Annotated in this window: 20 protein-coding genes and 2 pseudogenes; 8 read left to right on the top strand and 14 right to left on the bottom strand. The window is 55.5% G+C overall.

All coding sequences use genetic code 11. The features are described from left to right. The 4 genes from O3298_RS14855 to O3298_RS14840 form a co-directional block, all read left to right on the top strand. The coding region (locus tag O3298_RS14855) for an S-layer family protein (RefSeq protein ID WP_305059847.1) at nucleotides 1-1,983 on the top strand (1,983 nt) is incomplete at its 5' end. An 8-nt stretch (nucleotides 1,984-1,991) separates the two neighbouring features. After that, nucleotides 1,992-3,686: a ShlB/FhaC/HecB family hemolysin secretion/activation protein gene (locus O3298_RS14850; protein ID WP_305059846.1), complete on the top strand. Its 1,695-nt coding sequence runs from the start codon at nucleotides 1,992-1,994 to the stop codon at nucleotides 3,684-3,686. A gap of 220 nt (nucleotides 3,687-3,906) precedes the next feature. Next, nucleotides 3,907-5,304 carry a sensor histidine kinase KdpD gene (locus tag O3298_RS14845; RefSeq protein ID WP_305059845.1) on the top strand — a complete coding sequence of 466 codons (1,398 nt, stop codon included), beginning with the start codon at nucleotides 3,907-3,909 and terminating at the stop codon, nucleotides 5,302-5,304. A 7-nt stretch (nucleotides 5,305-5,311) separates the two neighbouring features. Then, on the top strand, nucleotides 5,312-6,004 hold the full coding sequence (locus O3298_RS14840; RefSeq protein WP_289909445.1) for a response regulator transcription factor: 693 nt from the start codon (nucleotides 5,312-5,314) through the stop codon (nucleotides 6,002-6,004). 630 nt (nucleotides 6,005-6,634) lie between these two features. Here O3298_RS14840 and O3298_RS14835 read toward each other — a convergent pair. The 3 genes from O3298_RS14835 to O3298_RS14825 form a co-directional block, all read right to left on the bottom strand. Next, on the bottom strand, nucleotides 6,635-7,174 hold the full coding sequence (locus tag O3298_RS14835) for a hypothetical protein (RefSeq protein WP_289909447.1): 540 nt from the start codon (nucleotides 7,172-7,174) through the stop codon (nucleotides 6,635-6,637). Nucleotides 7,175-7,711: 537 nt separating this feature from the next. Beyond that, nucleotides 7,712-8,986, bottom strand: coding sequence for a glycosyltransferase (locus tag O3298_RS14830; protein ID WP_305059844.1), 1,275 nt, complete (start codon nucleotides 8,984-8,986; stop codon nucleotides 7,712-7,714). Nucleotides 8,987-8,994: 8 nt separating this feature from the next. Then, nucleotides 8,995-10,482: a hypothetical protein gene (locus tag O3298_RS14825; RefSeq protein WP_305059843.1), complete on the bottom strand. Its 1,488-nt coding sequence runs from the start codon at nucleotides 10,480-10,482 to the stop codon at nucleotides 8,995-8,997. A 282-nt stretch (nucleotides 10,483-10,764) separates the two neighbouring features. On the opposite strand from O3298_RS14825, the pseudogene O3298_RS14820 reads away from it, so the two are divergent. After that, nucleotides 10,765-10,905 (top strand): annotated as a pseudogene (locus O3298_RS14820) (IS6 family transposase); the annotation flags it as partial. A gap of 546 nt (nucleotides 10,906-11,451) precedes the next feature. Here the strand turns inward: O3298_RS14820 and O3298_RS14815 are convergent. Further along, complete coding sequence (locus O3298_RS14815; RefSeq protein WP_305059842.1) at nucleotides 11,452-12,675, bottom strand: FAD-dependent monooxygenase; 1,224 nt, start codon at nucleotides 12,673-12,675, stop codon at nucleotides 11,452-11,454. A gap of 137 nt (nucleotides 12,676-12,812) precedes the next feature. Here O3298_RS14815 and O3298_RS14810 point away from each other — a divergent pair, with 137 nt between their 5' ends. Beyond that, nucleotides 12,813-13,730 (top strand): LysR family transcriptional regulator, encoded by a 918-nt coding sequence (locus O3298_RS14810; RefSeq protein ID WP_305059841.1) that lies wholly within the window; start codon nucleotides 12,813-12,815, stop codon nucleotides 13,728-13,730. A gap of 932 nt (nucleotides 13,731-14,662) precedes the next feature. Here O3298_RS14810 and O3298_RS14805 read toward each other — a convergent pair. Together O3298_RS14805 and O3298_RS14800 are read right to left on the bottom strand one after the other, a co-directional pair. Next, nucleotides 14,663-15,823: pseudogene (locus O3298_RS14805) on the bottom strand (IS30 family transposase). Nucleotides 15,824-15,984: 161 nt separating this feature from the next. Next, the gene (locus O3298_RS14800; protein ID WP_305059840.1) at nucleotides 15,985-16,533 is read right to left on the bottom strand and encodes a hypothetical protein; all 549 of its coding nucleotides are present in this window, start codon (nucleotides 16,531-16,533) and stop codon (nucleotides 15,985-15,987) included. 281 nt (nucleotides 16,534-16,814) lie between these two features. Between O3298_RS14800 and O3298_RS14795 the strand changes: the two genes are divergently transcribed. Further along, nucleotides 16,815-17,360, top strand: a complete 546-nt coding sequence (locus O3298_RS14795; protein WP_305059839.1) for a hypothetical protein — start codon at nucleotides 16,815-16,817, stop codon at nucleotides 17,358-17,360. Nucleotides 17,361-17,660: 300 nt separating this feature from the next. Here the strand turns inward: O3298_RS14795 and O3298_RS14790 are convergent, their stop codons facing one another. The 3 genes from O3298_RS14790 to O3298_RS14780 all read right to left on the bottom strand — a co-directional run bounded on the left by O3298_RS14790 (nucleotide 17,661) and on the right by O3298_RS14780 (nucleotide 19,262). Beyond that, the gene (locus tag O3298_RS14790; RefSeq protein WP_305059838.1) at nucleotides 17,661-18,302 is read right to left on the bottom strand and encodes a DUF4304 domain-containing protein; all 642 of its coding nucleotides are present in this window, start codon (nucleotides 18,300-18,302) and stop codon (nucleotides 17,661-17,663) included. Nucleotides 18,303-18,497: 195 nt separating this feature from the next. Next, nucleotides 18,498-18,851, bottom strand: a complete 354-nt coding sequence (locus tag O3298_RS14785; RefSeq protein WP_305059837.1) for a hypothetical protein — start codon at nucleotides 18,849-18,851, stop codon at nucleotides 18,498-18,500. Nucleotides 18,852-18,977: 126 nt separating this feature from the next. Beyond that, nucleotides 18,978-19,262: a contact-dependent growth inhibition system immunity protein gene (locus tag O3298_RS14780; RefSeq protein WP_139335871.1), complete on the bottom strand. Its 285-nt coding sequence runs from the start codon at nucleotides 19,260-19,262 to the stop codon at nucleotides 18,978-18,980. 198 nt (nucleotides 19,263-19,460) lie between these two features. On the opposite strand from O3298_RS14780, the gene O3298_RS14775 reads away from it, so the two are divergent. Next, nucleotides 19,461-20,123, top strand: a complete 663-nt coding sequence (locus tag O3298_RS14775) for an SOS response-associated peptidase family protein (protein ID WP_305059836.1) — start codon at nucleotides 19,461-19,463, stop codon at nucleotides 20,121-20,123. Between the two features lie 171 nt (nucleotides 20,124-20,294). On the opposite strand, the gene O3298_RS14770 is transcribed toward O3298_RS14775, so the two are convergent. From O3298_RS14770 to O3298_RS29175, 5 genes are all read right to left on the bottom strand, one after another. Next, complete coding sequence (locus tag O3298_RS14770) at nucleotides 20,295-21,371, bottom strand: type VI immunity family protein (protein WP_305059835.1); 1,077 nt, start codon at nucleotides 21,369-21,371, stop codon at nucleotides 20,295-20,297. Between the two features lie 9 nt (nucleotides 21,372-21,380). Further along, on the bottom strand, nucleotides 21,381-22,076 hold the full coding sequence (locus O3298_RS14765; protein ID WP_305059834.1) for a VRR-NUC domain-containing protein: 696 nt from the start codon (nucleotides 22,074-22,076) through the stop codon (nucleotides 21,381-21,383). A 347-nt stretch (nucleotides 22,077-22,423) separates the two neighbouring features. Continuing rightward, nucleotides 22,424-23,032, bottom strand: a complete 609-nt coding sequence (locus tag O3298_RS14760; RefSeq protein ID WP_305059833.1) for a glycine zipper 2TM domain-containing protein — start codon at nucleotides 23,030-23,032, stop codon at nucleotides 22,424-22,426. Nucleotides 23,033-23,468: 436 nt separating this feature from the next. Further along, the gene (locus O3298_RS14755; RefSeq protein WP_305059832.1) at nucleotides 23,469-23,954 is read right to left on the bottom strand and encodes an ankyrin repeat domain-containing protein; all 486 of its coding nucleotides are present in this window, start codon (nucleotides 23,952-23,954) and stop codon (nucleotides 23,469-23,471) included. Nucleotides 23,955-24,403: 449 nt separating this feature from the next. Continuing rightward, the gene (locus tag O3298_RS29175; RefSeq protein ID WP_369811579.1) at nucleotides 24,404-24,736 is read right to left on the bottom strand and encodes a barstar family protein; all 333 of its coding nucleotides are present in this window, start codon (nucleotides 24,734-24,736) and stop codon (nucleotides 24,404-24,406) included. Between the last annotated feature and the right edge of the window lie 45 nt (nucleotides 24,737-24,781).

Here is a 24,781-nt window from a genome sequence, read left to right as displayed (position 1 = left end):
GTGTCCGGCTTCAGCCTGGGCGGCGCCGACGCGGGCAACTATGTCGTCACGCAACCGACGGGCCTGACGGCGACGATCGGCAAGGCCGACCTGGCGGTGTCGGGCATCGGCGCCGCGGATAAAGCCTATGATGCGAGCGCTAGCGCAACCTTGCATGGTACGGCCGGAGTTAACGCCTTGCTCAGCGACAGCGTTTCGCTCGTCGGCACCGGCAGCGGCAGCTTTGCCGACGCCAACGCCGGCACCGGCAAGGCCGTCACCGTCAGCGGCTACGCGCTGACGGGCATGGATGCGGGCAACTACAACCTGGTGCAGCCGGCTAGCGTGACGGCCACCATTCACAAGGCCGACCTGATCTTGTCGGGCGGCAAGACCTACGATGGCGGGACGTCCGTGGCGGGTGGCACGCTGACGGCCACCGGCGTGGCCGGACAGACCTTCAGCGTCACCGGTGCCGGCGATGTATCCAACCTGGGCAGCAAGAATGTGCAAGCCGGCGCGGCGCTGGCCAGCACCACCGGTCTGGTTGTTGGCAGTAGTAGCAATGGCGGCCTGGCGGGCAACTACAATGTGCTGGGCACCGCGGGCAGCAGCTATACGGTGACCGCCAAGGGCATCACCCTGACGGGCATCAATGCCCTGGATAAAACCTACGATGCGACGACGACGGCGACCTTGAATACCAACAACGTGGCGTATTCCGGCATGGTCGCGGGGGACAACGTTACTCTGGGCGGCCAGGGTGTCGGCCACTTTGCAACCAAGGATGCGGGCGCCAACAAGACAGTGAACGTGTCCGGCTTCAGCCTGGGCGGCGCCGACGCGGGCAACTATGTCGTCACGCAACCGACGGGCCTGACGGCGACGATCGGCAAGGCTGAACTGCTGCTGTCGGGTATCAGCGCCATGGATAAAACTTATGATGCGACGACGACGGCCAGCCTGAATGCCACAAACGTGGCGTACTCCGGCATGATCATGGGCGACCGTGTCACGTTGGGAGGGCAGGGGGTCGGCAGCTTTGCCAGCAAGGATGCCGGCATCAATAAGGCAGTTTCCGTGTCTGGTTACATCCTGACGGGAGCCGATGCCGGCAATTACGCCGTCAAGCAGCCGACAGGCGTCACCGCGACCATACTCAAGGCCGATTTGTCACTGACGGGTGTATCTGTCGCCGACAAGGTCTACGATGCCACAACCTCGGCGGCACTGAACGGCACTGCCAGTCTGGCTGGCGTCATGGGGAACGACCTCGTCTCCCTGGGTGGTGTGCAAACTGCCAACTTCGCGGACAAAAATGTCGGTGCCAACAAATCGGTGACTATCCGCGGTTACGGGCTGAGCGGCGTTGATGCCGGCAACTACACTATCGTCGAGCGAACTGTGCTCACCGGTAACATTACGCCAGCATCGATTACGGTCAGCGGCATCACCGCGGCCGATAAAGTGTATGACGCCACCACGGGAGCCACGGTCAACACCAGCAATGCCACGCTGGCGGGCAAGTTCGGTTCGGATGTGATTACGATTGCCTCGACCGGCCAGTTCTCCGACACGGCCGTTGGCGACGGCAAGGCAGTGAATCTGAGCAGTGTTTATGGCGGGGCCGATATCGGCAACTACCGCATTACCGGACAAGAGCGCGCATTCGCCAACATCAAGGCCGCGCCTGTTGTTGTGCCAGACACGCCGGTCGTGAATGTCAGCGCCACGCAGATGCAGCAGATTCAGAGCGTGGTAACGCAAGTGCAGTCGTCCGTATTGGCGCCGCAAGCCTCGGCGCAGCCGCAAGCATTGAACTTATCGTCGACACTGGTGGTGCAGCGGACTGGCGCCGGCAGTGGCGATGCCGCGCGTGCGCAGGAAGGCACCAGCGCGCCTCCGCTCATTACCGCGACAGGATTCGGCACGCCTGCGCCGACGCTGCAAATTCAAAATGGCGGCATACAGTTGCCGCTCGTCGCCACCAGCATCACGGAATAAGAAATTACATGACCACCCTATTCAAGCAGCCCTTGTTGATGAAGCCCCTGTATGCCGCATTGTTGCTAGTACCGCTCGACGCCTATGCCGCCGATCCTCAAACGACGCCGAATGCCGGTTCGATTCTGCAGCAATTGCAACCGGCAATTCCTGCTGTCGTGAAGCCGAATGCGCCGACGCTTGAAGTCAAGCCGAAAGGCGATGCCAGCTTGCCGCCCTCGCAACCGATTCCAGTGAAAGGGTTGCGTATCGACGGCAATACCGCGTTTTCGACACAGACGCTGCACGCGCTGGTTGCCGATCAGGAGGGTAAAAGCCTGACCTTGCCGCAACTCGACGAGGTGGCTGGGCGCATCACGGCGTACTACCAGGACCATGGCTTTCCCATGACGCGGGCCATCATTCCGGTCCAGTCGATCATCGACGGCGTTATCCTCATTCAAGTCGTCGAGGCACACTACGGCAAAGTCCGGCTCAGTAATCGTAGCGAAGTCAGCGACGCCTTGCTCCATGCCAGCCTGGCTCCGCTCAGCGGCGGGCAATTGATTGCCGATGCCGAACTCAATCGTGCCTTGCTGTTGCTGTCCGATGTGCCGGGCGTTGGCGTGAACGCGATTCTCAAGCCGGGCTCGGTAGTAGGCACGGCCGATATGGACGTCGAGGCGCGCTACAACCGGGTTCCGCTGGCAAATATTGCGGTGGACAATTACGGTAACCGCTATATCGGGCGCACTCGCCTGAGCGGCAACTTTAATATCGTCAATCCGTTTCATCATGGCGATATCCTGAGCGTCAACCTCATCAGCACGGGGGAGGGCATGAATTATGGCCGGGTGGGATACGATACCTTACTCAACGGCCAGGGGACCCGGATCGGAGGAGCTTATTCTGCATTGCACTACAAGCTAGGCGGCACCGCCCGTGCGCTTGATGCCAATGGTACCGCCAAGCTTGCCAGCTTGTGGGTGAAACAGCCATTGCTTCGCACCAAGCAATACAACCTCTATGCGCAATTGCAATACGACGCTAAAAATCTGCGCGATCATGTCGATGTCAGCAGCCTGCATACCGACCGGCAATTGCATAACTGGATAGCGAGCGTGAGCGGAGACCTGCGCGATGGCCTGCTGGGTGGCGGCATGAGCATTGCAAGTCTGGGCTGGACAAGTGGGCGTGGTGGTTTTGATAATCCGTCAGCTGCAGCGGCGGATGCCGCTACCGCACGCACTGGTGGCGGATACTCGAAGTGGAATGCCAATATCGCCCGCTTGCAGGGGCTGACGCTCCGTGACTCGCTATATATCAACTTGAGTGGACAATGGGCCGACGGCAATCTTGACTCTGCTGAAAAAATGACAGCTGGTGGTCCCTATACTGTCCGCGCCTATGACAGCGGCGCGATTTCCGGCGACACCGGTTATGCTGGCACGGTGGAGCTGCGCCATGAACTGGAGCCGCTGCTGCTCGGAAAATGGCAAGTGCTGGCCTTCATCGATTGTGCTTATGTCAAAGTCAACCGCCATCCCTGGACCACGGCAGAGAACAACGCCACCCTGTCTGGCGCCGGCATCGGCCTGAACTGGGCTGGCCCCGACCAGTGGCGGGCGAGCGTTTCCGTGGCAACTCGTCTGGGTGCGGCACCGTCTATGTTGACCAAGCCGTCATCGGTGCGTGCCTGGCTGGTTGCGAGCAAGGGTTTCTGATTTTTTGACCTTTTTCGATCTGGTAAAATGTAATTAATATTTGGTTCCCTGGATATGTTGTTGCCAGTATGGAGTTGCCGCGCGAAATCATCGAAGAATGGCGACACGCGCTGCCTGTTGTATTCATTCAAAGAAAAGACGAGAGGCTGTTTCAAGCATCTGAAATGGCCTCCGCTTAAGCTGTCGAGTTTCCCATTCCTTACCCGAACAAACTGTCTCCATGGATCATCAAACAGCCAGCATCGCCTTGTCCATTACACAGTTATGTATTTCGGCAACGATGATTGGCGTCTATTTTGCCGCACCCACCGAACGTTATACGCGGCTATGGGCCATGTCTGGCCTATTGACCGCTGTCGGAATGACGGTCATTATATTTAACGCTTTCCGTCCGCCAGGCTTGATGTTAATGGTGGGGAATACTCTATTGTTTTCTGGCTGTATCGTCGTGTGGGTCGGGCTGAGAGCTTTTTTTGGGAAACAAAGAAGCCGCTGGGCGTATTTTCTCGTTGCCGTGTTTGCATGTTCGTATTTTCTATTAATAGAAAGCAAGGCGGAGTTTTCCTCCCGCGCCATTATCAGCAGTGCCAGCCTGATTCTGGTTTTTGTGCTGTGCCTGCAAACCTTACTGGCACGAAACCCGGAAGCGTCTTCCGGCAAGCTTGGTTATGCTCGAGAAATGGCGATGGTCGGTTTATTGATGCTGATTACCGCACATATTTTGCGCATCGTCATATTACTGTACAAACCTGCCGACCTCAGCGCTGCATTGATGTCCCAGATCAATATAGTCGCCGTCTATCTGGTGCCTCTCGCCGGAACCTTGTTATTTTTCCCGGCTTTGCTGCTGCTGTATTTTGAGCGCATCAAACATCAACTGTTGCTGTCATTGGAATCCAAGCAGGAAGCGCTGGAAAATCAGACACGCTTTGTGGAGATGTTTTCGCACGAATACCGTACACCACTGGCTGTCATCCGGACGAATCTGGACATTCTGCAAAATAAAGAGCGGTCCAGCGGCCGCCACTTCAGTTCCAATCTCGAAAAAATGCAGCGCGCAGTCTTGCGATTGGTTGAAGTGGCGGAAACCGCGCTGCGGAGGGATCAAAATAGCGACGGGAATACGGATATCCTCCACGAACCTATCCTCATGCCAGACTTTCTGCGCAGTGTCATCGAAGAAGCCTCCCATTTCTGGAGCGAGCGCGCGCCACGACTTGAGTTTACCTCGTCGCAACCCGTCGTCTTTCATGGGGATCGCAAGTTGCTGAAGACTGCATTCTTGAACGTGCTTGATAATTCGATCAAATATGGGCCCAAACATGGGCTTGTCAGTGTTCAGTTGAGAAAAAATAATGGTACATTGCTCCTCACCGTAGAGGATAATGGCTCCGGTATTCCGGAACATGAGCTGGATCTGGTATATGGCAAGTATTTCCGTGGCAGCCGTACCGGTTTCATCGCCGGCAGCGGCATCGGCCTGTATCTGGTACGGCGTATCATTGGGCTGCATGCAGGCAGCATACTTCTGGTGAATCGTCCTGAAGGAGGCACCTCGGCCACAATCACCTTACCTTTGCCTATAAAGGAGACGCAAAGCGGTGCCATCAAAAATTAGAGTGTTGTTGGTAGAAGATGATGAGGATTTACGCGATAGCGTGGTGGAATGGCTCGAACTGAATGGCATGCATATCGTTGCAGCCAGCAACGCGGCTGAGTTTTATCAGGTTTTGCCAAAATGCGATTGTCAGATAGCCGTGATCGATGTTGGCCTGCCAGATCAGGAAGGTTACGTACTGGCCGAATATGTACGAGCCAATACCAATATGGGTGTCATCATCCTGACCGCGCGTAGTGCGATAGAGGACAAGCTCAAAGGTTATCACTGTGGCGCAGACCAATATCTGGTCAAGCCCGTGGATTGCCGTGAGTTGTCAGCGGTGATAGTCAGTATCGCGCAGCGCGTACAGAAAACGGCCGTGGAAGTGCAGGAAACCCCGGACCGGTGGACCATTTTCTCTACACAATGGGAACTCCATCTTGCCCAGGATGCCCAGGTAGCACTCAGCCTGAAGGAATTGATGTTTCTTGAATTACTGGCAAGCAAGCCTGGTTTGCCGGTACAAAAAAAGACTATTTTAACCAAGCTGTATCAGCGCGACGACTACCATAGCGGCCGCTCGCTCGATTCACTGGTGCGTCGCCTGCGTGCAAAAATCGTCAGCCAGGCCGGCATTGATATCCCGATCCGTACCGTGCATTCAGTCGGATACTGTTTCGCTGGTGAGATTGCTATTGTGGATGGCGAGTCCAGCTGATAATTTCCCCATTTCATAGCCAAATGGAGCTTGTCAGCTGTGTCGTTCAGCGGCAGCATGTGTCAGCGATTTAGAGGGTGTAGACAAAATCAACAACGGAGTTGTGGCATGCTATCCCGATGTAGAGGGGGCATGCCATGGCAACCAAGCATTCACTTGGCAGCACTGCGTCGTCAAGCAGCGCTGACGGCAGACCAGCAACGTTAAAGCCTGAGCATATCGCAGTTTTGCACGAAATCGTGCTGGGGCGCGCCCAGGCCAGCTTGCAGGAAGTTGCCGACGAGCTGCATCACCGCTGCGGTCTGCGCGTGTGCGCAGCAACGATTCGTCGTGGCCTACGCGCGTTAGGCGTCGTACGACTTAAGCCACTGCGCCGTATGCTCACGGTGCGAGCCGAGGGTGCCAAGCGCCTAGCAGAATACCCAGGTCCCAACACGATCCATCGGGTTTTCATCTTTCAACAACTATGGGGCGGGAGAGGCAAAGCAACTGGCGGCGATTCAGACTGTAGATTATTTGTTGAATGAATCGCCACGGGTCTGCTAGACACTCGCTAGCCTTTCAAAATGCCTTCGCTCGCCCTCGGAATGCAGCTCATTTCTTGTCGCTTTTGGTGCTTGCCGTTTCACATCACGGACATGCGGCATTCGCTGCGCCCCCGGTGTTGCAAGCCTTGAGGTAGGTTTGCTCCATTGCGGGCGTCAATTTACCGCCCGCCTTTGCGTTCATGAATGCTGTGCGACAAGCGCTTTGACCGTTGGCCCCCGGAACAATCGCTTGAGCGTTCATGCGTTGAACATAGCTGACCGGGTTGACGCCACAGAGCAGGGCGTTGTTTTGCGCGACAAACGCTCCGGCAGCGTTCCGGACGATATTGGTCGCCTGTTCGCAGTTGTTGGCCTGAGTACGCACTGTCAGGTGGAGAGGGGTGGGCGGGTTCACGCCATTTGGCTGGAGGCCGAAGGTCAAGTGAACGTCGGGTTGTGCGGCCGTCAATTCGCACACTTGCAGGTTTTGCGTAGCAGGGCTTAGGCTTTTGCAGAGGCCGCTGGCGGCGGCATTGCCATAAAACGCCAGCGATGGGCATCGATTTGGAGTCTGCGCCAAAGCACAGGTGGAGGCAGACAGTAGCAAAACGATCATTGTGGCAAGACGCATCTGGGATTTCATCTTGTTCCTTTCGACTTGGTTGAATGGTTGAGTCTGGTATCTCAAATTGAGGTCTGGTTGGTAGCTCCAAGATATAAGAAGTACAAATCCAACATGTTTCTACTAAAGACAAACTATTCAAATGTAATAATATTTATTTTTTGAAAATATCGTTGATGTACATAGGTGGTGTCCCATTCGAACTGAGGACATGTACATTCTCCAGCTATCGGTGATGTTATCTGCTGATGGGATAGCCCTCTTGATCCTTTCTTTGAGCGGAAAAATCATCAATCCGGCTGCCTTGCGATCGTCCCGATTCTGGCTCAGTAAGTACGGATCGTCTTCGGTCAAGTGTGGCAGGGTGTCAAACAGCGCTGTGATTTTCGCCTCAGTGAAATTCTCCGTTTCTCCATGCCTCAGTACTCCAAATGGATCTGCTCCATTGACCATCGTTCACTAAGTGGCCTACACGTTTGCTCAGTATGAATCGGCTAGCCCGGATGCGTTCCAGCACCTGCGCCACCATTCGGATTACGAGTCATTGAAAGCGTTTAGTTAACCTCCACAGGATCCAGGCGAACCGCCCAAACGCTCAGTTGGAGGCAGCTCTTCCGGGAAAACTACAGCTCCCTCAACATTGAGAATGATCCTCAGTTGACGACCAACTTCGCTCCAGTCGAACCTAAGTTCTCTTGCGCGTTCGTATGCCGCTCGCGACATACGGCTCAACAAATCTGGCGTACTATAGAGCCGTTCTAATTCGCAAGCGACGTCATGTGCACGTACCTCCACCATGTTGCTATACTCATAAAAGACAGGCACTCTATCCGCGGGCGGCAGCAACGCAGCGGCACCGCGCCAATTTTCACGAAAAGAGGTATGGTCTGGGACGATTTGCGCAGCACCAGTAGCAGCGTGCTCAAACGTCCCTAGTCCCCAGCCTTCGCCCATAGAGGTGGTCACGCCCACCTCGCACGAGTTGTAGAGAAGATTCATCGTCTTCTCCGGCAGCGGAGTACCGTTGCTGTTTAGTTGATTGATAAGGACTTTCCCAGCTGCCCCCACTTTGCTGACTATTTTCTCGATTTGGCCACGCCCTTGCGGGCTGAGTCCGCACACATTCAAATACAAGTATGTGTCAGGTCGGTTTCGGCTAAACTCAGCAAAGCCCTCAATCGTCAGGTCGAGCCGTTTGCGATGGTAATCACGGTTTGAGTTGAGTACGATGAATGCGTCGTGCAGGTGTGGACTGTCTGGGAATAGCTTCTGTCTAACCACCGCTCGACTCTGGCTCAACTGTGAGAAGACCACGGTATCAACCCCATGGCCAAGCACGGCAATTGCCGCTGTGGATCGATGGCCAGTCTGTTCTGCAATTTCCGCCATGCGGGCTCGGGTATCCTCGGTGTAGAGGATGCAAATGTCCACCAGTTTCAGCAGGTTTAGTGGAATCGGGCTCGCGAGTTCCCCTTCCACCGGCAGGTAGAGGACAACGTTAGCCGATGCGCGATAGGGTTGAAGGGCATCCAGCAGGAATGCGACGAGAAAAGCAGGCCCCATCACGACGATGGTTCCTGGGCTAAACTCTGTGATATGACGTCTCAGCAACGTGGGGTCGATTGCGAACCGGTTCCCACGTTGCGGCACCTCGCAAACGGTGATGCCAGTGGGTGCCGGTGCACCGTAGCCGCCTGCGGGGACCAAACCGAGGATGCGAACGTCGGCCTCACGCGCACATTCGAGTGCGAGCCGTTCAAGTACGCGAGTAAGGCCGGCGCCAGCCGACCAGTGCCCTACAAACAGCAATTTAGCTCCCTCACTGGCGACCATCGGTGGCTTCAGACCTGGCTGACCATGTAAGCACCAAAGTTCATAAAGTCAAACTTGCTGGTCGAACTTACATTCAGGAGATAGCTAAGGATTTTTGTCTCCTGAAAGCTGACGGCAGGTGCAGGTGGCATTTCGTTACCAGCGGCGTAAGTCTGCATTGCAGGAAGCTTGCCATTCAGGTTAGTCAGTTGATACGACCCGTCTTGCAATGTGGTAGGGTTGTTCTTGTCTTGCGCATACACATGCCGATACAGGTGCATGTATTGTCCGTTATAAAAATTCCGATCTGGGGTGCCAGTTTGAAGTAAGACCGGAAACCCAGTGTAGCCGAACTTACTTACAAGCGTAGGCGTGACGGTGGAGGATCCGCTGAAGGTGAGCGTGATTGGGTTCGCGTCGATAGGGGTCTTAAACGTGCCATATTGGTCGTCAGAGAACACCATGTGGACGACGAGCCGTCGGTCATGAGGATCAGTGACCGATAGAGTTGCCAGCATTGCTTCCGCGTTTTCAAAAATCGATGTCGGAGCATAGTAACCTTCTCCACCAGCGTCGCCCGGCATTGCTTGGAGACCAGGGTGCAATTGCATCGCTGCCTCATAATAGGTGTACCCAGGGCCGCTGATATAAGGTGGGATAACCGCAGCGTAAGCCATTACGCCGGAATAAACGAGTGGGACAAGCCAATGGATAAACTCGGCCTCTTGAGATAGCACACATGTCTTGTAGCCACTCCATGCACTCATTGCTGCCGTATGATTATCATTAATGGCGAAGTAATTGCTGACCTCCACCAAGAGGTTCGCCGCGAGCAATTGTGCACTAACGAGCTTCATGTAATAAGCGGTGTACTGATCCACAGCTTCCCGATAATCCATTAGGCCGTTCTGGACGAGCGGAGCCACCATTGCCGACCAGAGCTGAAGCACGCCCTGACTTTGACCTCCGCCATTGAGAATAAATGCATTGATCAAGTTCATCGCATCGAGCGGCCCATTCACTTGCAGCTCCTCCATGACCGATTTCACCTGACTCCCTGAAGTATTCGCGTAATTCGCGGTAAAACCCGAGAGTATGCTGTAGTCGGAATGAATTTTATTGATTGCTGTGGTCATTTCAATATCCACTGCCTGCCACGCCTGGAAGAGCTGAGCCTGGGCAATCTTGCCAAGAACCATTTTCATCGCTTGTACTTGGCTCTGGATGAGAGCCACAGCGCTGGATAGTGCAGTCAACTGAGTTCCGATGTTTTGGATTTCTGTCGTTTGCGCCGCCAACTGACCGTTTAGCAGTGCTATGTCTGATGCCTTAAGGTTGGCGCTCTGGACGTCGGTCTGCAGCTGAACAAGATTAGCCCCGCCTGTCGACTGCTCCCCCCCGAAGAGCGTACTGAGCATGTTGCCAACGACCGGCCCAGTAACTCCCTGCACATATCCCGAAGCAGACTGCGCCAAGCTTTGGCCCATAGTACTGAGCGCATCATCAAAAAATCCCATTCTGACTTCTCCTGATAAAGACAACTTGTTTTTTAACTGAGGGGAACCATCGTCAATGCGAGCATTGCATACAATGCAAGTAGCATGCGGTCGCGATACTGGTCCAACCGTTGAACTCGCTGGCATGACTAAGGGCCACCCATAGTGAGGTATAAATATTGCCAAAAACTCTTGAATTGTCACTGGCCAAAAATGACCGGCGTCCGTTTGGTTCTGAAGCATTAGTGCTCGTCGGCAGGCCGATCAAGTGAAACAAGGTATTTGAACGCTGGAGGAATCGACATGCCTAACGTCCAGGGGATGCGTTTTGTGATCGGCTTGATCTTGGTATGCATTCGTTGGTATGTGGCTTACCTGCGGAGCTACCGGCACATCGAAGGAATCATGGCGGAACGGGGCGTATCGGTCGCCCACTCATCGATCAAACTATGTTGCAAGGCCTGGCATATAACCCGATCTATATCGGCCCGTGCCAATCAGCAGAGGAGGGCAATGTGATCGCACGCCCCAATGCAACGCGACCAGAACGATGCGTTGGAGTACCGATCGACCTTCAAACGCCTTGACCGGCCGTGGGGGTGAAACCCAAACCGCTGGCACCGCCAACGTATCAAGTCAAAGCCGGCGCCCCTCAAGACCTCAGCTACAACGCCGCAAAGTGTTTAGTGCAACCCGCCGAAGCTCAAGCAGTTTGTGTTTGAACGCGGTAGGAGTGTCTGCCGGGCAGGGGAGATAGACAGGCCTGCCCCGATCTCGTCGGTGGATCAGGCAGCTACGAGAATGCGCACCAGGTGCCTAACAGGACACGCAGGCCATAACACGATCCATCGGGTTTTCATCTTTCAAGAAGTATGGATCAGGAGAGCCTAAGCTACTGATGGCGATTCAGTCCGAAAATGCCCGGTTCGCTCAGTAGTGAGGCGTCTCGCGGCCTGAGACGCCATGCGGTGTCTACATTGGCACAGTCTTTCAGAGGCGGTACAGACTGCCGGAGCCAACGCTGTCCACCGGCGTGCCGTCCGTGCAGCCGGCCATCGGCAAACCCTGCGCCCATCCGGCTGCCAAGGCATGCACGTCACGCAAGGGATCGGACGCCTTGGCGCGCTCATTGCGAATGCGGCAGGTTTCAGGATCAGTGGCAAACAGACCGCGCGCGAAAACGCGACCCTGCTCGGCCAGCTTCGCTGTCTTCGGCCCGCGGATCTCCGCGAAGCGCAGCAGGGCTGCGTCGAGGCAGCCGTCCGTCCCAGCCAGACACCGCGCCAGATGCCAGGCGTCTTCCAGCGCCTGACAGGCGCCCTGGCCAGATGTCGGCAACGGCGCGTGCGCCGCATCCCCCACGAGCAGTACATTGGCCCGGCTCCACACGTGCAGCGGCTCCAAGTCGTGCACGGCAATCAGTCGGATGGCATGCGCCGGTGTCGCCTGGATGATGCGTATGACAGGCTCCGGCCATCGCGCGAACAGATCCCCAATCTCCTTACGCATATCCGCTGCGGACGCCGCCCCCGGCAGTGGCCGTGCCTGCGCCGCCGCCCAGTAGACCAAATCCGGCCGGATCGCCACGCAACCGAAGCGATCACCCGAACCCCAATAATCCTGAATCGCGATATCGTCCACCAGTGCACTCTCCGCCTGCGCCACACCCACCCAGTTCACAAAGCCCTGATAAACTGGCGTGTTGTCCCCCGCGACGAACGCGCGTGCCACCGAGTCCATGCGGCCATCGGCGCCGATCAGCAGATCCGGACGAATGCTTACCCCGTTTTCGAACCGCGCCACGGCTTTGCCGCCAGCATCGAGGTCGATCGCCACTGCCCGATGTCCGAATTCTACCGGGATCCCGGCCTGTGCCGCATGATCCAGCAGTACCGCCTGCAAGTCCCGGCGCAAAATCGTATGGGTCGGATGTCCCATAATCCGGTCTAGCAGCGCAATATCGATGCCCCCCAAAGAATTGCCCGCGGCATCCTGGCGTTGCATGGCCACTGGCCGGCCTCCCACTGCAGCGATGTCTTGCAGCAGCCCGAGTTCCTCTAGCACAAAGCCGGCGTTGGGCCAGAGCGTAACGCCAGCCCCCATCGTCGCAGGTCCCGACCGGCGTTCATATACGCGGGGACTGTACCCCTGCTTGCTCAAGGCAAGCGCCACGCTCAACCCTGCAATGCCGCCGCCAAGTATTCCGATTTCCATGCTGAAGCTCTCCTATTCAATCCGTCCCGACGCGCCGCCGACGGCGATTCATCGGACGAGACGGCATCTTAAATTCCGCCACTGTGGAGTACTAGTATGTGAAAATGGGCAGATTTCATACCTTAATCGGGATAATCATGCGCAATGCCCTCGACCTGAATACCGTCCGTGTCTACGTGGCGGTCGTCGATGAACAAAGCTTTGCCGGCGCGGCACGCCTGCTGACCCTGCCATCCTCTAACGTCAGTCGCCACGTCGCCTCGCTGGAACGCATGCTGGGCGTCCGCCTGCTGGAACGCAGCACCCGCCATCTGCGCATGACGGAAGCTGGCAGGCTACTCTACGAACGCGCAAAACCCTTGCTCGACGCCTTACTATCCACCGAGGAAGAGCTTGGCGCAGTGCAGCGTGAACTGCGTGGCACCCTAAGGATGTGCATGCCAGGCGAAGCGCCAAGGCTGCTAGCTCCTATCCTGGCCGAATTCTGTAGCCTCCATCCCGGCATCGAACTGGAATGCGACACGCGCCTGACTGGTCTGGAAGCTCTCCGAGAAGACATGGATCTGTCCATCGTCTTCCATCGTGGGCGCCAAGATGACAGTACCTTCATCACCCGCGAACTCGCTACGCTGCCCAGCATCGTGGTCGCGGCGCCCGCCCTGCTAGCCAAAACTGGAATACCGCGCCAAGTGCGCGAACTTAGGTCATTGCCTTGCATTACGACCTTGAGTGCGTTAAAGGGCCAGCCCTGGCAGTTTCTCGACGCCACTGGCGAAATCGTGAAGGTATCCGTGCGTAGCCGCTATCGCGTTAACAGCGGAGAACTGGCATTGGCGGGCGCGCGGCAAGGCATCGGCTTTGCGATAGTGGCGGCCTATCCATGCCAGGAAGATATTGCCGCAGGCCGATTGCAGGAAGTGCCGCTGGACCTGTGCCCTGCGCCGCTGCAATTGCTTGGCGTGTACAGCCATCGTCATTCCGTGACTGCGCGGGTTCGGGCTTTGCTGGAATTGATACAGGTGCGGTTGGAAGGAGTCGGGAGCGGCTCAAGATGAAAATCGAATCGAGGAAGGCGCCCGAATAGCGGAATGCCTGCTCCGGCGCTGTGAATTCAATCGAATAATGCAACACTTGAACTTAAAAGCATCGTTGCAGAGCGGAAATGATGCGAAAGAGAACTCGAATCGATTGCGCCGCGCACCGCGAACTCCGGGATTAACGTTGCAAGAGGTTTAGCCACGGAAGAGTTCATGGTGGAATCCACCGAAGCTCAAGCAGCTTTTACTTGAGCGCGGTCGAAGTCGCTGCAGGGCAGGGGAGATAGACAGGCCAGACCCGATCTCGTCGGTGGATCAAGCAGCCGCGAGATCGCATACGAGGAGCGTTGCAGGACACGCAGGCCCAACACGAACCACCGGTTTTTCATCGTCCGAGAACCATGGATCAGGACAGCCAAAGCTACTGGTGGCGATTCAGTGGCACCGTCCGCTTCCGCCCCGAAGCGGTCCTTCAACAGCTGAGTAAAGACGTGATTTCTCGCCACCTGATACTGTGCGGGAGCTCGTTACCGTGCAAGAACGCGGTGAAATATTGAGTAACCAACGGAGCTGATAGCCATTCGTCGGCTCGAAGCCTTACTTGGCCACCGCTGAAGGCGAGGATAGTACCATCTGGATGTATGCCGCTCGGCGTCTTAAGATACGCGCGGAAGTGCTTTCCATCAACTACAGTACGTTTTTCAAGTAGGCAGGTAAGGCCACCTCCTGCCACTTGAAGATAATTCCCAAGCTCATCTGTCAACGACGCAAAAGATGATGGGCCATATGAGCGCAACTTCGCAATCTGTGAACTCACTTGAGCAGCTGTTGGGTCTTGTTTCGGCTGCTTTTTCTCGACTTCGAATAACACATCATGTCCTTGGAAAACTAGTTGATGAAAATGACTGCTTCTGGCCGGTTGCCGTCGTTGGCAGGTTTGGCCTGCGGATTCAATCGGTCAACGCAACACACTGTTCAAATCGTTGAGCCGGTGTTTGGTAGTGTAGCGTCTTCCTGGGGCGCTCGTTGAGTCGTCTGGCTACCGCGTCGAGTTGCTCTTGCGAATACGTGGAAATATCCAACCCCTTGGGGAAATACTGGCGCAACAGGCCGTTGGTATTTTCATTTGAACCGCGCTGCCATGGATTCTGTGGATCGCAGAAGTAGACCTGGATGTCGGTGGCCAATGTAAAGCGTTTATGCCCGGCGAGCTCACTGCCACGATCCCAGGTCAGTGACTTATATAGTTCCTGGGGCAGCCTGCGGGCATTGTCGATCAATGCGTTGACCACCGTGTCGGTATTCTTGGCGGCGACCTTTATCAGCATGGCATAGCGCGTCTGGCGCTCAACCAACGTCACGATCTGGCTGTTGTGGCTGCCACATAGCAGGTCGCCCTCCCAATGCCCGGGCACCGCTCGATCCGCTGCCGTCGCTGGACGCTCGCTGATCGACACCGCGTCGACAATTCTGCCGTGGTTGTCCGTCTTTTGGGTGTGATGACGTGAGCGGCGCATGGCGCGCGTACGGCGCAAGTGCTCCAGTCACTCCTTCTTTAGGGCGCCTCGGGCCTGGATATAGAGGCTGCGGTAAATGGTTTCGTGCGACACGTGATACTCCTCGTGGCTCGTGAACAGCTGCTTGAGCCAGCCAGCAATCTGCTCTGGTGACCACTGCAATTGGAGCTTGCTGGCAACCATGTTGGCCAGCATGCGGCTCTCCGTCAGCTTACAAGGTTTGGGGCGGCGCGCCTGATCCCAAGCATGCTGATCCGCTTGAGCGGCACGATATGCTGCGCGACCACCATTGCGTCTGAGTTCCCTGCTGATGGTTGATGCTGCGCGTCCAAGGCGCCTGGCAAGTGCGCGGATGGATACGCCGGTAACGATGGCGCGCGAGACCTCCTCGCGCTCGGCCAGTGTCAGCGCCAGTCTGGAACGGCATCGCGGCGCTGGCCGTATGCCACCAGATTCAGCCAGAATCCGCTGTATCGATGAGTGATTCCGATCAAATAGCTGGGCTATCATCTGCAGAGAATCGCCTTGCTTCCACCGTTCCCACATCAAGGCCTTCTGCGTCTCGGTGTAATAAATACGTGGTTTCTGTTTCATCTTCAACACTCCTGTAACCTAGGCATTTAGGTTAGAGTGTTGCGACCACCGATTGAATCCGCACCCCATTGCAGACATTCGACCGCCCAGGAAGCGGAGGCGGACACCACGTCATTACTGCGTTGGTCACCGATTTCGGCAAAACCGCCGACTCAATCGAGCTATTCCAATTCTTCGCCGTACATCGCCAGCGAGCGCTGGCTAAGTTGTAGCGACTCGAGCTCGATTTCCAGCGCTTCCTTCTCGACCCCAGCTACCGGCCCGCGCAGCGCGCGCTCCGTTGCCTCCACCTGGCCATTGACCAGACGGTTGGTTGTCGCATGCCACTTGCGGGCTTCACCCGTCCGCTGCATGCGAATGAGCACGTAGATCTTTTCGACGTGGCATGAGGCGTTCGCATAGGAAACATCGATGCAGCGGTCCAGGTATTTCAGAGCACTCGCCGGTCGGCCGAGCTTCATTGCGGCCATGGCCGCTTCCCAGTGGGCGGTAGAAAAGTCTCGTGGTCGGTCGATGCCGACGCAGCGCTTGATATAGGCGTTCGCGAACCTTTCCATCGCTTCCCAGTCCCGTGCCTGCATGGCGGCGCTGCGTTCCTGCTTCTGATGCAAGCATGTCTGGAGTCGGTCGCCGGACTGCCCGGCTGCCGCCGCTGTGTGCACCACTGCGCTGAAAGACAGACCCACGAGTAGAGCGGTAAACCGGTTCATGAGCGATACTTTCTAAACGAGGTGTTAGTGGGCAATCTTGATCGAACCAATTCGTATGGTCGTTTTGCACTATAGCAATTTGTTTTAGCACTGGCAATCCTGTAGGGTTGCCGGATGGGCAGCGGTATCTCGGCACCTAACGGCAGCGCTCGTTAACGCTTGACTCGGCGCGACAGCCCAGGGCGCAGGATGATCGAGGCGAAATATTTCTCTTGACTGTTCTATACCTGTTTGCCTCATACTCGTTTGCTCCCGACAACGTTGCTTCTGGGAGCTGCTACATGCATGATCCTCTTCCGCCCAACCAACACAACACGATGACATTTCGCCGCTCCATCTGGGAAGTCACTGACGACTACCGCTTCCATGGGATCACCAACGAAAAACTCGACCATATCGCACGGGTTTACAACCTCATGGCGGCAAAGCTCAACATTGCTTTCCCGGTACCAGTGGTCTGTACGATCCTGATCGAAGCGATTGCGGCCTTACCGGACGACCCGGCCAGGCTACCCGCCGGGACGCTGAGGCCTGCCTTGGAAGCTTACCTTCGGTTGGCCAAACGCCAGCCAGGATTCGATATCAAGACGGCGATGTGTCTGCTGGCTGTAGAAAAGGGTGGGAACTACGCGCCTGCCGACCGCAAGGTCACGAAGGGGCTGCTCCTGCGCCAAGTGGTGACCGAGGACGAGGCGGGTACGCTCGGGCGTAAGGATGTCGAAAAGTTCGTAAGCGTCTACCTCGACAAGGTGCTGCCGGCCTGGTGGCGGGAGCGTCAGACCAGAACGGCAAGGGACGTAGATGACGACTGGGGAAAGTCCAGTTGAGGATTTCGAAAGCCGCGGCGCTAACAACCGGCACGCGCTTCCGCTATGGAGGCCCTGCCGAGCGAGACCTGCTATTGATTTATTAGGCGGGAGATCTTTAATATTCCAGTCCACCTAGCAGTTGCCGCACGACGACCACATTAAGGCACGCAACAAAACCCTTCTTCTTGTCAGAGCAGCTAGACCACACATTCCGAATGTCTGGAATTGGCCGGCTGCCGTCGTCGGCGGTTTCAGCCCCATTGGGGACATTGGTAAAGACTCAGAGCAGCGTTTAGACGTTCTGGATACTAGTGCACCCTAGCTTATTTTGTCCGGCGGACTATGGGGCAGTGCTGCGATTCGCTCCAATTCCGATCTAAGTCCAAATGCATTGATTGCATGTTGGAGTCCGTACGTTGCAAATGAAACGGCATCAGAGATTCTCCCTTCCACTTCGCGCAGACGCGCGAGTACAAGAGCTAAGCGAACGTTCGTTATCCCAAATCCACAGAACTCCATCGGACCTTCCACCAAGTGTTCCACATTCATTGTGTCGAGTGGAGAGGGCGGCATCGACATCGTATCAAACACCGGGCGACCGTATGCCACGTAGACCTTGGCTGCATCGTTCATTGCCCTTTCAAGTGATGCCTGATCATCATAGCGCCACCACTGATCTGCCCCAGATTCCGACAATCGCCTCCTGAACTCACACGCGGACTCAGCGATCTTCTTTGGGGCGGGCGCGTTACCTAGTACATCAGGAACTGCAACTGGTTGAATAGCAAGATTGATCGCGAACTGTCCTCCATAGCTCGACCCCTGTATATTGACCACATGGATTTGACCATCCCGAGTGCGGCGGAACGTCCTTCCAGATCCCGTAAAGCCTTCTGCACGAAGTTCTGGAGCCAAGTGAACCTTGATAATGGTTTCGATACGCGTAGTTTCAATGGACATTGTGTTTCCCAAAACTCAAAGTAACAGGCTACTGGTAGACATAGCGCAGAGCCAAACCGTAATGCTGCGCGAAATGAAGAGCGACACCGCCATTCAACTAGCGACTTTGTCGTCCCATGAGATGAACGGCCGCTTCTGGCCGGTTGCAGTCATCTGCAGGTTCCGCCCGGAAGCGGCCATTCGGAGAATCGAGGATTATGGCGAGGGCCTGTCATTAGATAACTCATTCGACGCGTCTCGAACCGCATGTAATAGTTCGGTCGGAGTCGGCCACTCCGTAGGCGCCATCGTTTCAGCATCGACAAAATTTTGTGCTCGGCTCAGGAGGAAGGCTGTGGTTGAGGTGACCTCTGGTGTGTGCCATGCCGCAATATCTAAAGAAGCCTTTGCCAACGCCAGTTCGTCCAGCACAGCGCGTGTGTCTTCGAAAAACACAGTCGTACCAACGCTTGACTCAGCTGCCGCTAACATCCCCAGTATGGCCGCTTCAATGCGAGCTGAGGACTGGTGGTTAGTTTTTATGGCTTTTATTGCGAACTGTAGATTCATCGATGTCTTTCGCCACGAGAGGGCAATCAAATAACACTTTCTCACGTTTGCAGCAACGTATTCCCATTTGGGTCTGCACAGCAGGAGGTTAGACGGAAGGACCGCTACTGGCCGCATGCCGTCAAGTTAACGTAACTCCGAAACTACCTGCTTTAACCAAATCCGCATTTCAGAAAACGAACCTGGCCAATAGTCGCATCCCAGTTTTTGCACCACACAGCAAAGCGTTTCATCGGGCGAAGAGTCCGATATCAGACGTTCTATTCCCGCTGCAACCAGCGCCGAATCGGTCGGGGTCGATTCCCTTAAAAATCGGCTAATCACAACTTGCCACGTCGGGTCGTCTAACTGCCAGTCTTGGTGGAAATATCCGCCAAAGAACTGATGGAGCGCTTCATCTGAACTATTCATATCCCTATCTTCTGCGGTCGGCTTCGATGCTGCTGAGTGGCGGCTTTTGGCCGATTGCGGACAATTGTACGTTATCCAAGACTGACATGCTCAGTCCTCGCCGGCAGGAAAAGTGGGCACGCAAGTCTAAACGACAGCCACCACGTCGGCCAGAATGCCAGATAAAATCACCAATCTGCATTCAACTCGGAGAACCCCATGTGCGTCAACTACGTAACTGTCTCACGGCAACTGGCCTTCGACTTCTTCCGCACTTCCATGGAGGAGAGCGACGATTGGCGTGATGAACTCTACCAGGACTACGTTGGCCCAATCATCGTTCATGATGCAGCCGGCAATCGCAAAGGTCTGACTGGCACATACGGGTTCATCCCCAAGCGGCACATGCCACCTGGCCAGCGCCTCACGACGATGAACGCCCGCGCCGAGACCGTTGGCCAATTGAGGACGTACAAGTCCGCTTGGGCAAAATCTCAACTTTGCCTCGTCCCAATGGTCCGCTTCTTCGAACCAAATTGGGAACAACCAACGCATGTGCGATGGTCTATTGGAATGGCCACCGGCGAACCATTTGCCGTCGCCGGCCTCTACCGGGAGTGGGTCGAGGTGGATGGGAGGAGCGCATTTTCGTTCACCCAATTGACCATTAACGCCGACAACCATCCCTTTATGAGTCGTTTCCATCGCCCTGGAGAGGAGAAGCGTTCGTTAGTCATTGTCCCTACCGGCGAATACGACGAGTGGCTTGGTTGCAACGACCCAGAATTCGCAAGGACATATCTTCAGCCGTATCCGGCCGACCTGATGTGCGGAGAGCCGGCGCCGAAGACACCTGTTTTAAAGCAGCGCGAACTTTTTTGAGCCGAACTTTGTCGCTAAAGTGGAGAAACGAGCAGGTTCAAGTGCTATATCACGGTGCAGCAATCATTGGAGGCGTGGCCGGCGCGCACACCGCCAGACTTCCCCGACACGGGCTAACCGCCGTGGAGGTTTTTCATGTCGGCCGGGGAGAATTCCCGCTGTTTTTAGCAATCAGAGGCGAGTTGGTACGTCGGGTATCTCGGCAAATTTCGGCTCGTCAAGCAGCTTAGCCTTGTACGCCATTAGCTCATTGTCCGCCACATCGAAACGGTTCAGCCATTCTTCCGCAGCGTGGCCAATCAACCGCGGCTCGCTCCCCGCGGATGCGTAATGTATCCGGATTTTCGGTGTCCTGCTGGGCTTGAGGAGCATATTGGGAAGCACCAGCCGCGCGGGCATCGGCGAGTCAGCAGGTGCGGCTTCGGATTGGGCGCCGCCCTGGATTACAAGCCCAGTTCCATAATCGAATAGGCCAAACCAGTCCATCGGTAATGCCGAACGAATGGCCGATATACCTCCGACTTTATCCACATAATCATTGTCTATCGCTGTGAGCCAGCCAACTGTTTTAATGCCCAGGTGAGCATTGACTGCGCCGCTGACAAGGTTGCCGGCATCAAACCCGCGGAGCTTGGACGTCAGGAATGCTTCGAATGCCTGGTTTTCGTCGTACCGAGCGGCCGACAGTATTAGACTGTGGCCGCCGTACCCGTGGACGGCACATAGGCGTCGGGCGAAGCTCACGAAGAGCGCCTGGAAAAGTCCGGGATTTTCTTCGACGAACAAAATGGGCACGCTAAACCGCAGCCCGCATAAGCCCCTGCCTCCCATTTCCGCCCGCCAAGCGGGTAGGCCGACGACCTGAAACTCCCATGGACCCGCGTCCTGCGCTAGCACGCCACTGGTGTAATGAAAACTCACCGCATCGTCTGGGTCCATACGTACTAGCATTTTGTTCAGCGGTTTTGCCTCCGCGTAGGCCGTCTTATCCGGCCCTTCTGGCGGGTCTTCCCGGTAGAGCCAGGTGAATTTAGGCTCAGCCTTGACCTGGAACTCTTCGAAACAAGCGCTGATGGCATCGCGAACTGCCGGGAGATGTGCATCCTTGAAGAAGAGCGTGCCGGCGATTGCGGGCACGCTGCCGACATAGTCCTGTGGCCCCTGATTAGTGAGCATGCCCCCAGGTACATTCATTGCATCAGGGTTCTCGCGCAGAAGTTCCAGCAAGTCCATTGGTAATTCAGTCATGTTCATTCCTTAATACGCTGGCAGGCCACCAAGCGGTGGCCGTTTTGTAACAACAACCATATAGATTAACCTAAGAAGAGCGGCTGCCTTCCCGAGCTGCTCGACCGGGATTTTTGAGGGCTCGAGCTCGGCCCGGTCGCAGTCGCACTCATCAGATGCCAACGGCACCATTTTCATTTCGTCTCCGGCGATGACGATATAGTCCTCTCGCTGGCGGGGGCGGAACGGGTCTCCAGGGAATTTTATTTCCACGACTTGTTTGATATTGTCCTGCGTTGGAGGCTTCGTCGGGTCCTTGACGATATTGACGTCAGGCCTCCGTGTGTAGCCCCGGCCGGGCTTATAAGGCACAGGGTGGCTTGAGTCTTTCGGCCAAAGTGTCTTCGTCCAGCCGGGCCATAGGGTTCTGCTCTTCGTATCCACGACCTTATCCAGAAAAGGCTCTGGCGGCCGTTTTGTCATATCGTATGTGAACTCTGCCTTGTATAGACTTCGGTGGTCAAGAGCCACATCGAGAGCTTTCAATCGAGCCGAGACGCATTCTTGTTTAAGCGACCGGCCGTCTGCACCGATTGCCGGCATGCTTTTGCATTTGCACACGGCCGAGCACAAGACCTTCTTGTCGGAGAAATCGAGCTTCGGCTTGTGAATCGGCACGACGGTCGTGGCGCCTTCTCGTCTCGTCTGAGAAGAGTGCTCTTTCAATCGAATCTTTGAGCTGGCTCGCTGCTTGCACTATCGGAAGCCGTTTGGGTTTGAGAAGGGTTATGCACCTAGAGGAAAGGCCAACGGATATAACTGTGAATCGCATACGAGTTTGTTGGAGGAGAGGGCTCAGCACCCCGCGGCTGACAGAAGTAAGAGCGCCAAGCGGGATACCAAAGGCGCACACTGGGCAGAAGCTAGGTTTAATGTCAGGAAGCCGCACAGTGCGAAACTGAAGAACCACGGCTTTTACTATTTCGCCGACAACAAAAAGTGGAAAATTCCGCCCTCCTTCTGGGCGGAATCGCGAGTCACTTGCCTGCCCCCGTCACGGGACACAAGAATATTCAATAGTTCCCTTCATTGCGACGGCGGTGGTCATCGCGGTCGTTGTAATAACGTTCCTCATCAGGAGCCTCGCGAAGGACGCGCCCCTGTTCGATTACCACAGGAATTTGTTTCCGGTCAATTACCGTGCGGCACCGCTGAACCGTCCTGTAGCCGGCCGAATCCGAAGATATGCGGTCACCGGCCATTGCGCCGGCGATAGCACCTACCGCGGTGGCGGCTGTCCTGCCATTACCGCGGCCAATCTGATTTCCCAGAATTCCCCCGGCGATACCGCCGAGAATGGCACCGCCGTAGCCCGAGTCTGCCGATTGGACCGGAACTTGTTCGTTCCAGCAATCCTGCCGAGGAGACTCGACGGTCCGATATTCGGTTCGTGGTTGTTCGAAGGTCCGGTATTCCGGCTGTCCAACGGTACCATATCGGGGCCAGGGCTGTTCCGCGCTCCGATATTGGGTGGCACAGCCCGTCAAGGACAGGCCGAGGACAGCTATCCAGCTGAGTTTAGTTTTTAGCATGGGGGTAATCATATGAATTTGAAACGGTTCGGCAACCTCATCACCATCGCATCGATATCCCAAAAATCGTTGGTTTGGGGCGCGCAGCATTGGTTTAGATTAAATTTAGGGATTCCATTTGGCGACACTGCCAACATATCCATCTACCGATGGCCGCAACAATTTGATTCATTTCTCGCCGGGGCACCAGTAAATGTACATGTGATGTAGTGTACGGACAGAGTAATACGCGCCACGTCAACTCGGTAGCTGTAGAGCTGTATCACTGGTAAGCAGTTGTAACCACTGAAGACGCCCGGAATGTAAGGACCGCTAGGTCGTCGCAGCGAAGCTACCACGCCCAAAATGTGCAATGGCGCAGCAACCGCAGTCGAACGCCTTACGCAGAGGGCAACGCCCGGTATTTTTAGCAATCAGAGGCGAGTATGACGGGCTGGTACGAGCCGACCTTCGCGCTGTGACGGCTTGAGTCATGGGAACCGGATTGTGCTTATCACGACGGGCGGATAACGCCCCAAAGCGGAAGTTACTGAGTAAGTAAAACTGCCAAAACTTCTTTTTGCCCACGTTCGATTGCAAACGCTCTCGCATCCATGTTTGTCATTGATTGACCTGTATAGGCCACGCTGTAGTCAATTCCATATTCAATAAATAATTCAGCCAACTCGGTACTACCAACATAGATTGCGCTGAATAACGCGTTTCTCTCCGGCTCACTTACATCAAACTTGGCTCCTTGACTTAGGAGAAATTTGCAGACTTCCACATGGGCCTTTGAGGCAGCATAATTTAGGGCATCACCACCAAAGGTACCGCCCTTTGCATCAATGTCAGCACCACAGGATAGGAGGAGTTTGAGAGCTTCTAAATTTCCAGCACCTGCTGCAACATGCAAAAGAGGACCGAACGGCGTCTGACTGTTTAGTAGAGCCAAATCTTCGCGTAATAGCTGCTCTAAGCTTTCAATTCGCCGCTCCTGAATGGCGTCGTAGGCTGCCTTTATTTTACTCATGATGATATCGCTATTCGGTACATGGTTAGCAAAATAGACAATTGGAAATGGCTGCTCTTGGCCGGTTGCCGTCGTTGGCAGGTTCCGCCCCGAAGCCGACGTTCACATTTGGTGTATCCATTCCACTTGACCGTCAAGAAGTGTGACCCAAACTCGTACATCTGGAGGATCGACAACTGCCACCGTGGGGTCCGTTACTGCTGGAACGACGTAAATCGCCTCCCACCTGCTCGACTCTTTGCTGCCAATCCGGCCAGGAAGGATGTACTCAATGGCATTTGACGACAAATATTTCTCAGCAATCCTGAGACACAGGTCTTCGGTCATCGCGTTCCTTGGAAATTATCGAATGGCCGCTCCTGGCCGAGTGCTATCGTTGACAGGCTCCGCCCCAAAGCGACCCTTCGTAAACTAGAACTCTACTGACGTTTTTATGGCACCGTTACCCATCAGGCGTGCATTGTGATAGCTATCAGAGGCGCTCGCCCTGCTTCTTCGCATCGTTCATTTACAAAAGCAGCGCACTCAATCAGCTCATCATACAATGCAGGACATCTAGTCTTGAAGGATGATGCGCCGTCAATGACCAAAGCCAAACTCTCACCTGCGGCGACATGCACAGATGACATCTGTGCCGACGGCTCGTCGAGGTATCCCATGCAGTCAATCCATGCGTTCATATTTCGCCCATAGAAATCTGGGAACCCACAAGCATCAGAGAAAACCGAGTGAAAGGTCTCGTCGTCGACTATGAGGTTTGAATTAATTCGAATTGAGTTCATAAAAAATTTCTGCCGTGCTCATGGGGACTCGAACGGCCGCTTCTG

It is taken from the genome of Janthinobacterium sp. SUN137 (assembly GCF_030587265.1).
Classification (GTDB): domain Bacteria; phylum Pseudomonadota; class Gammaproteobacteria; order Burkholderiales; family Burkholderiaceae_D; genus Janthinobacterium; species Janthinobacterium kumbetense.
This window is presented reverse-complemented; position numbering and strand designations above follow the sequence as displayed.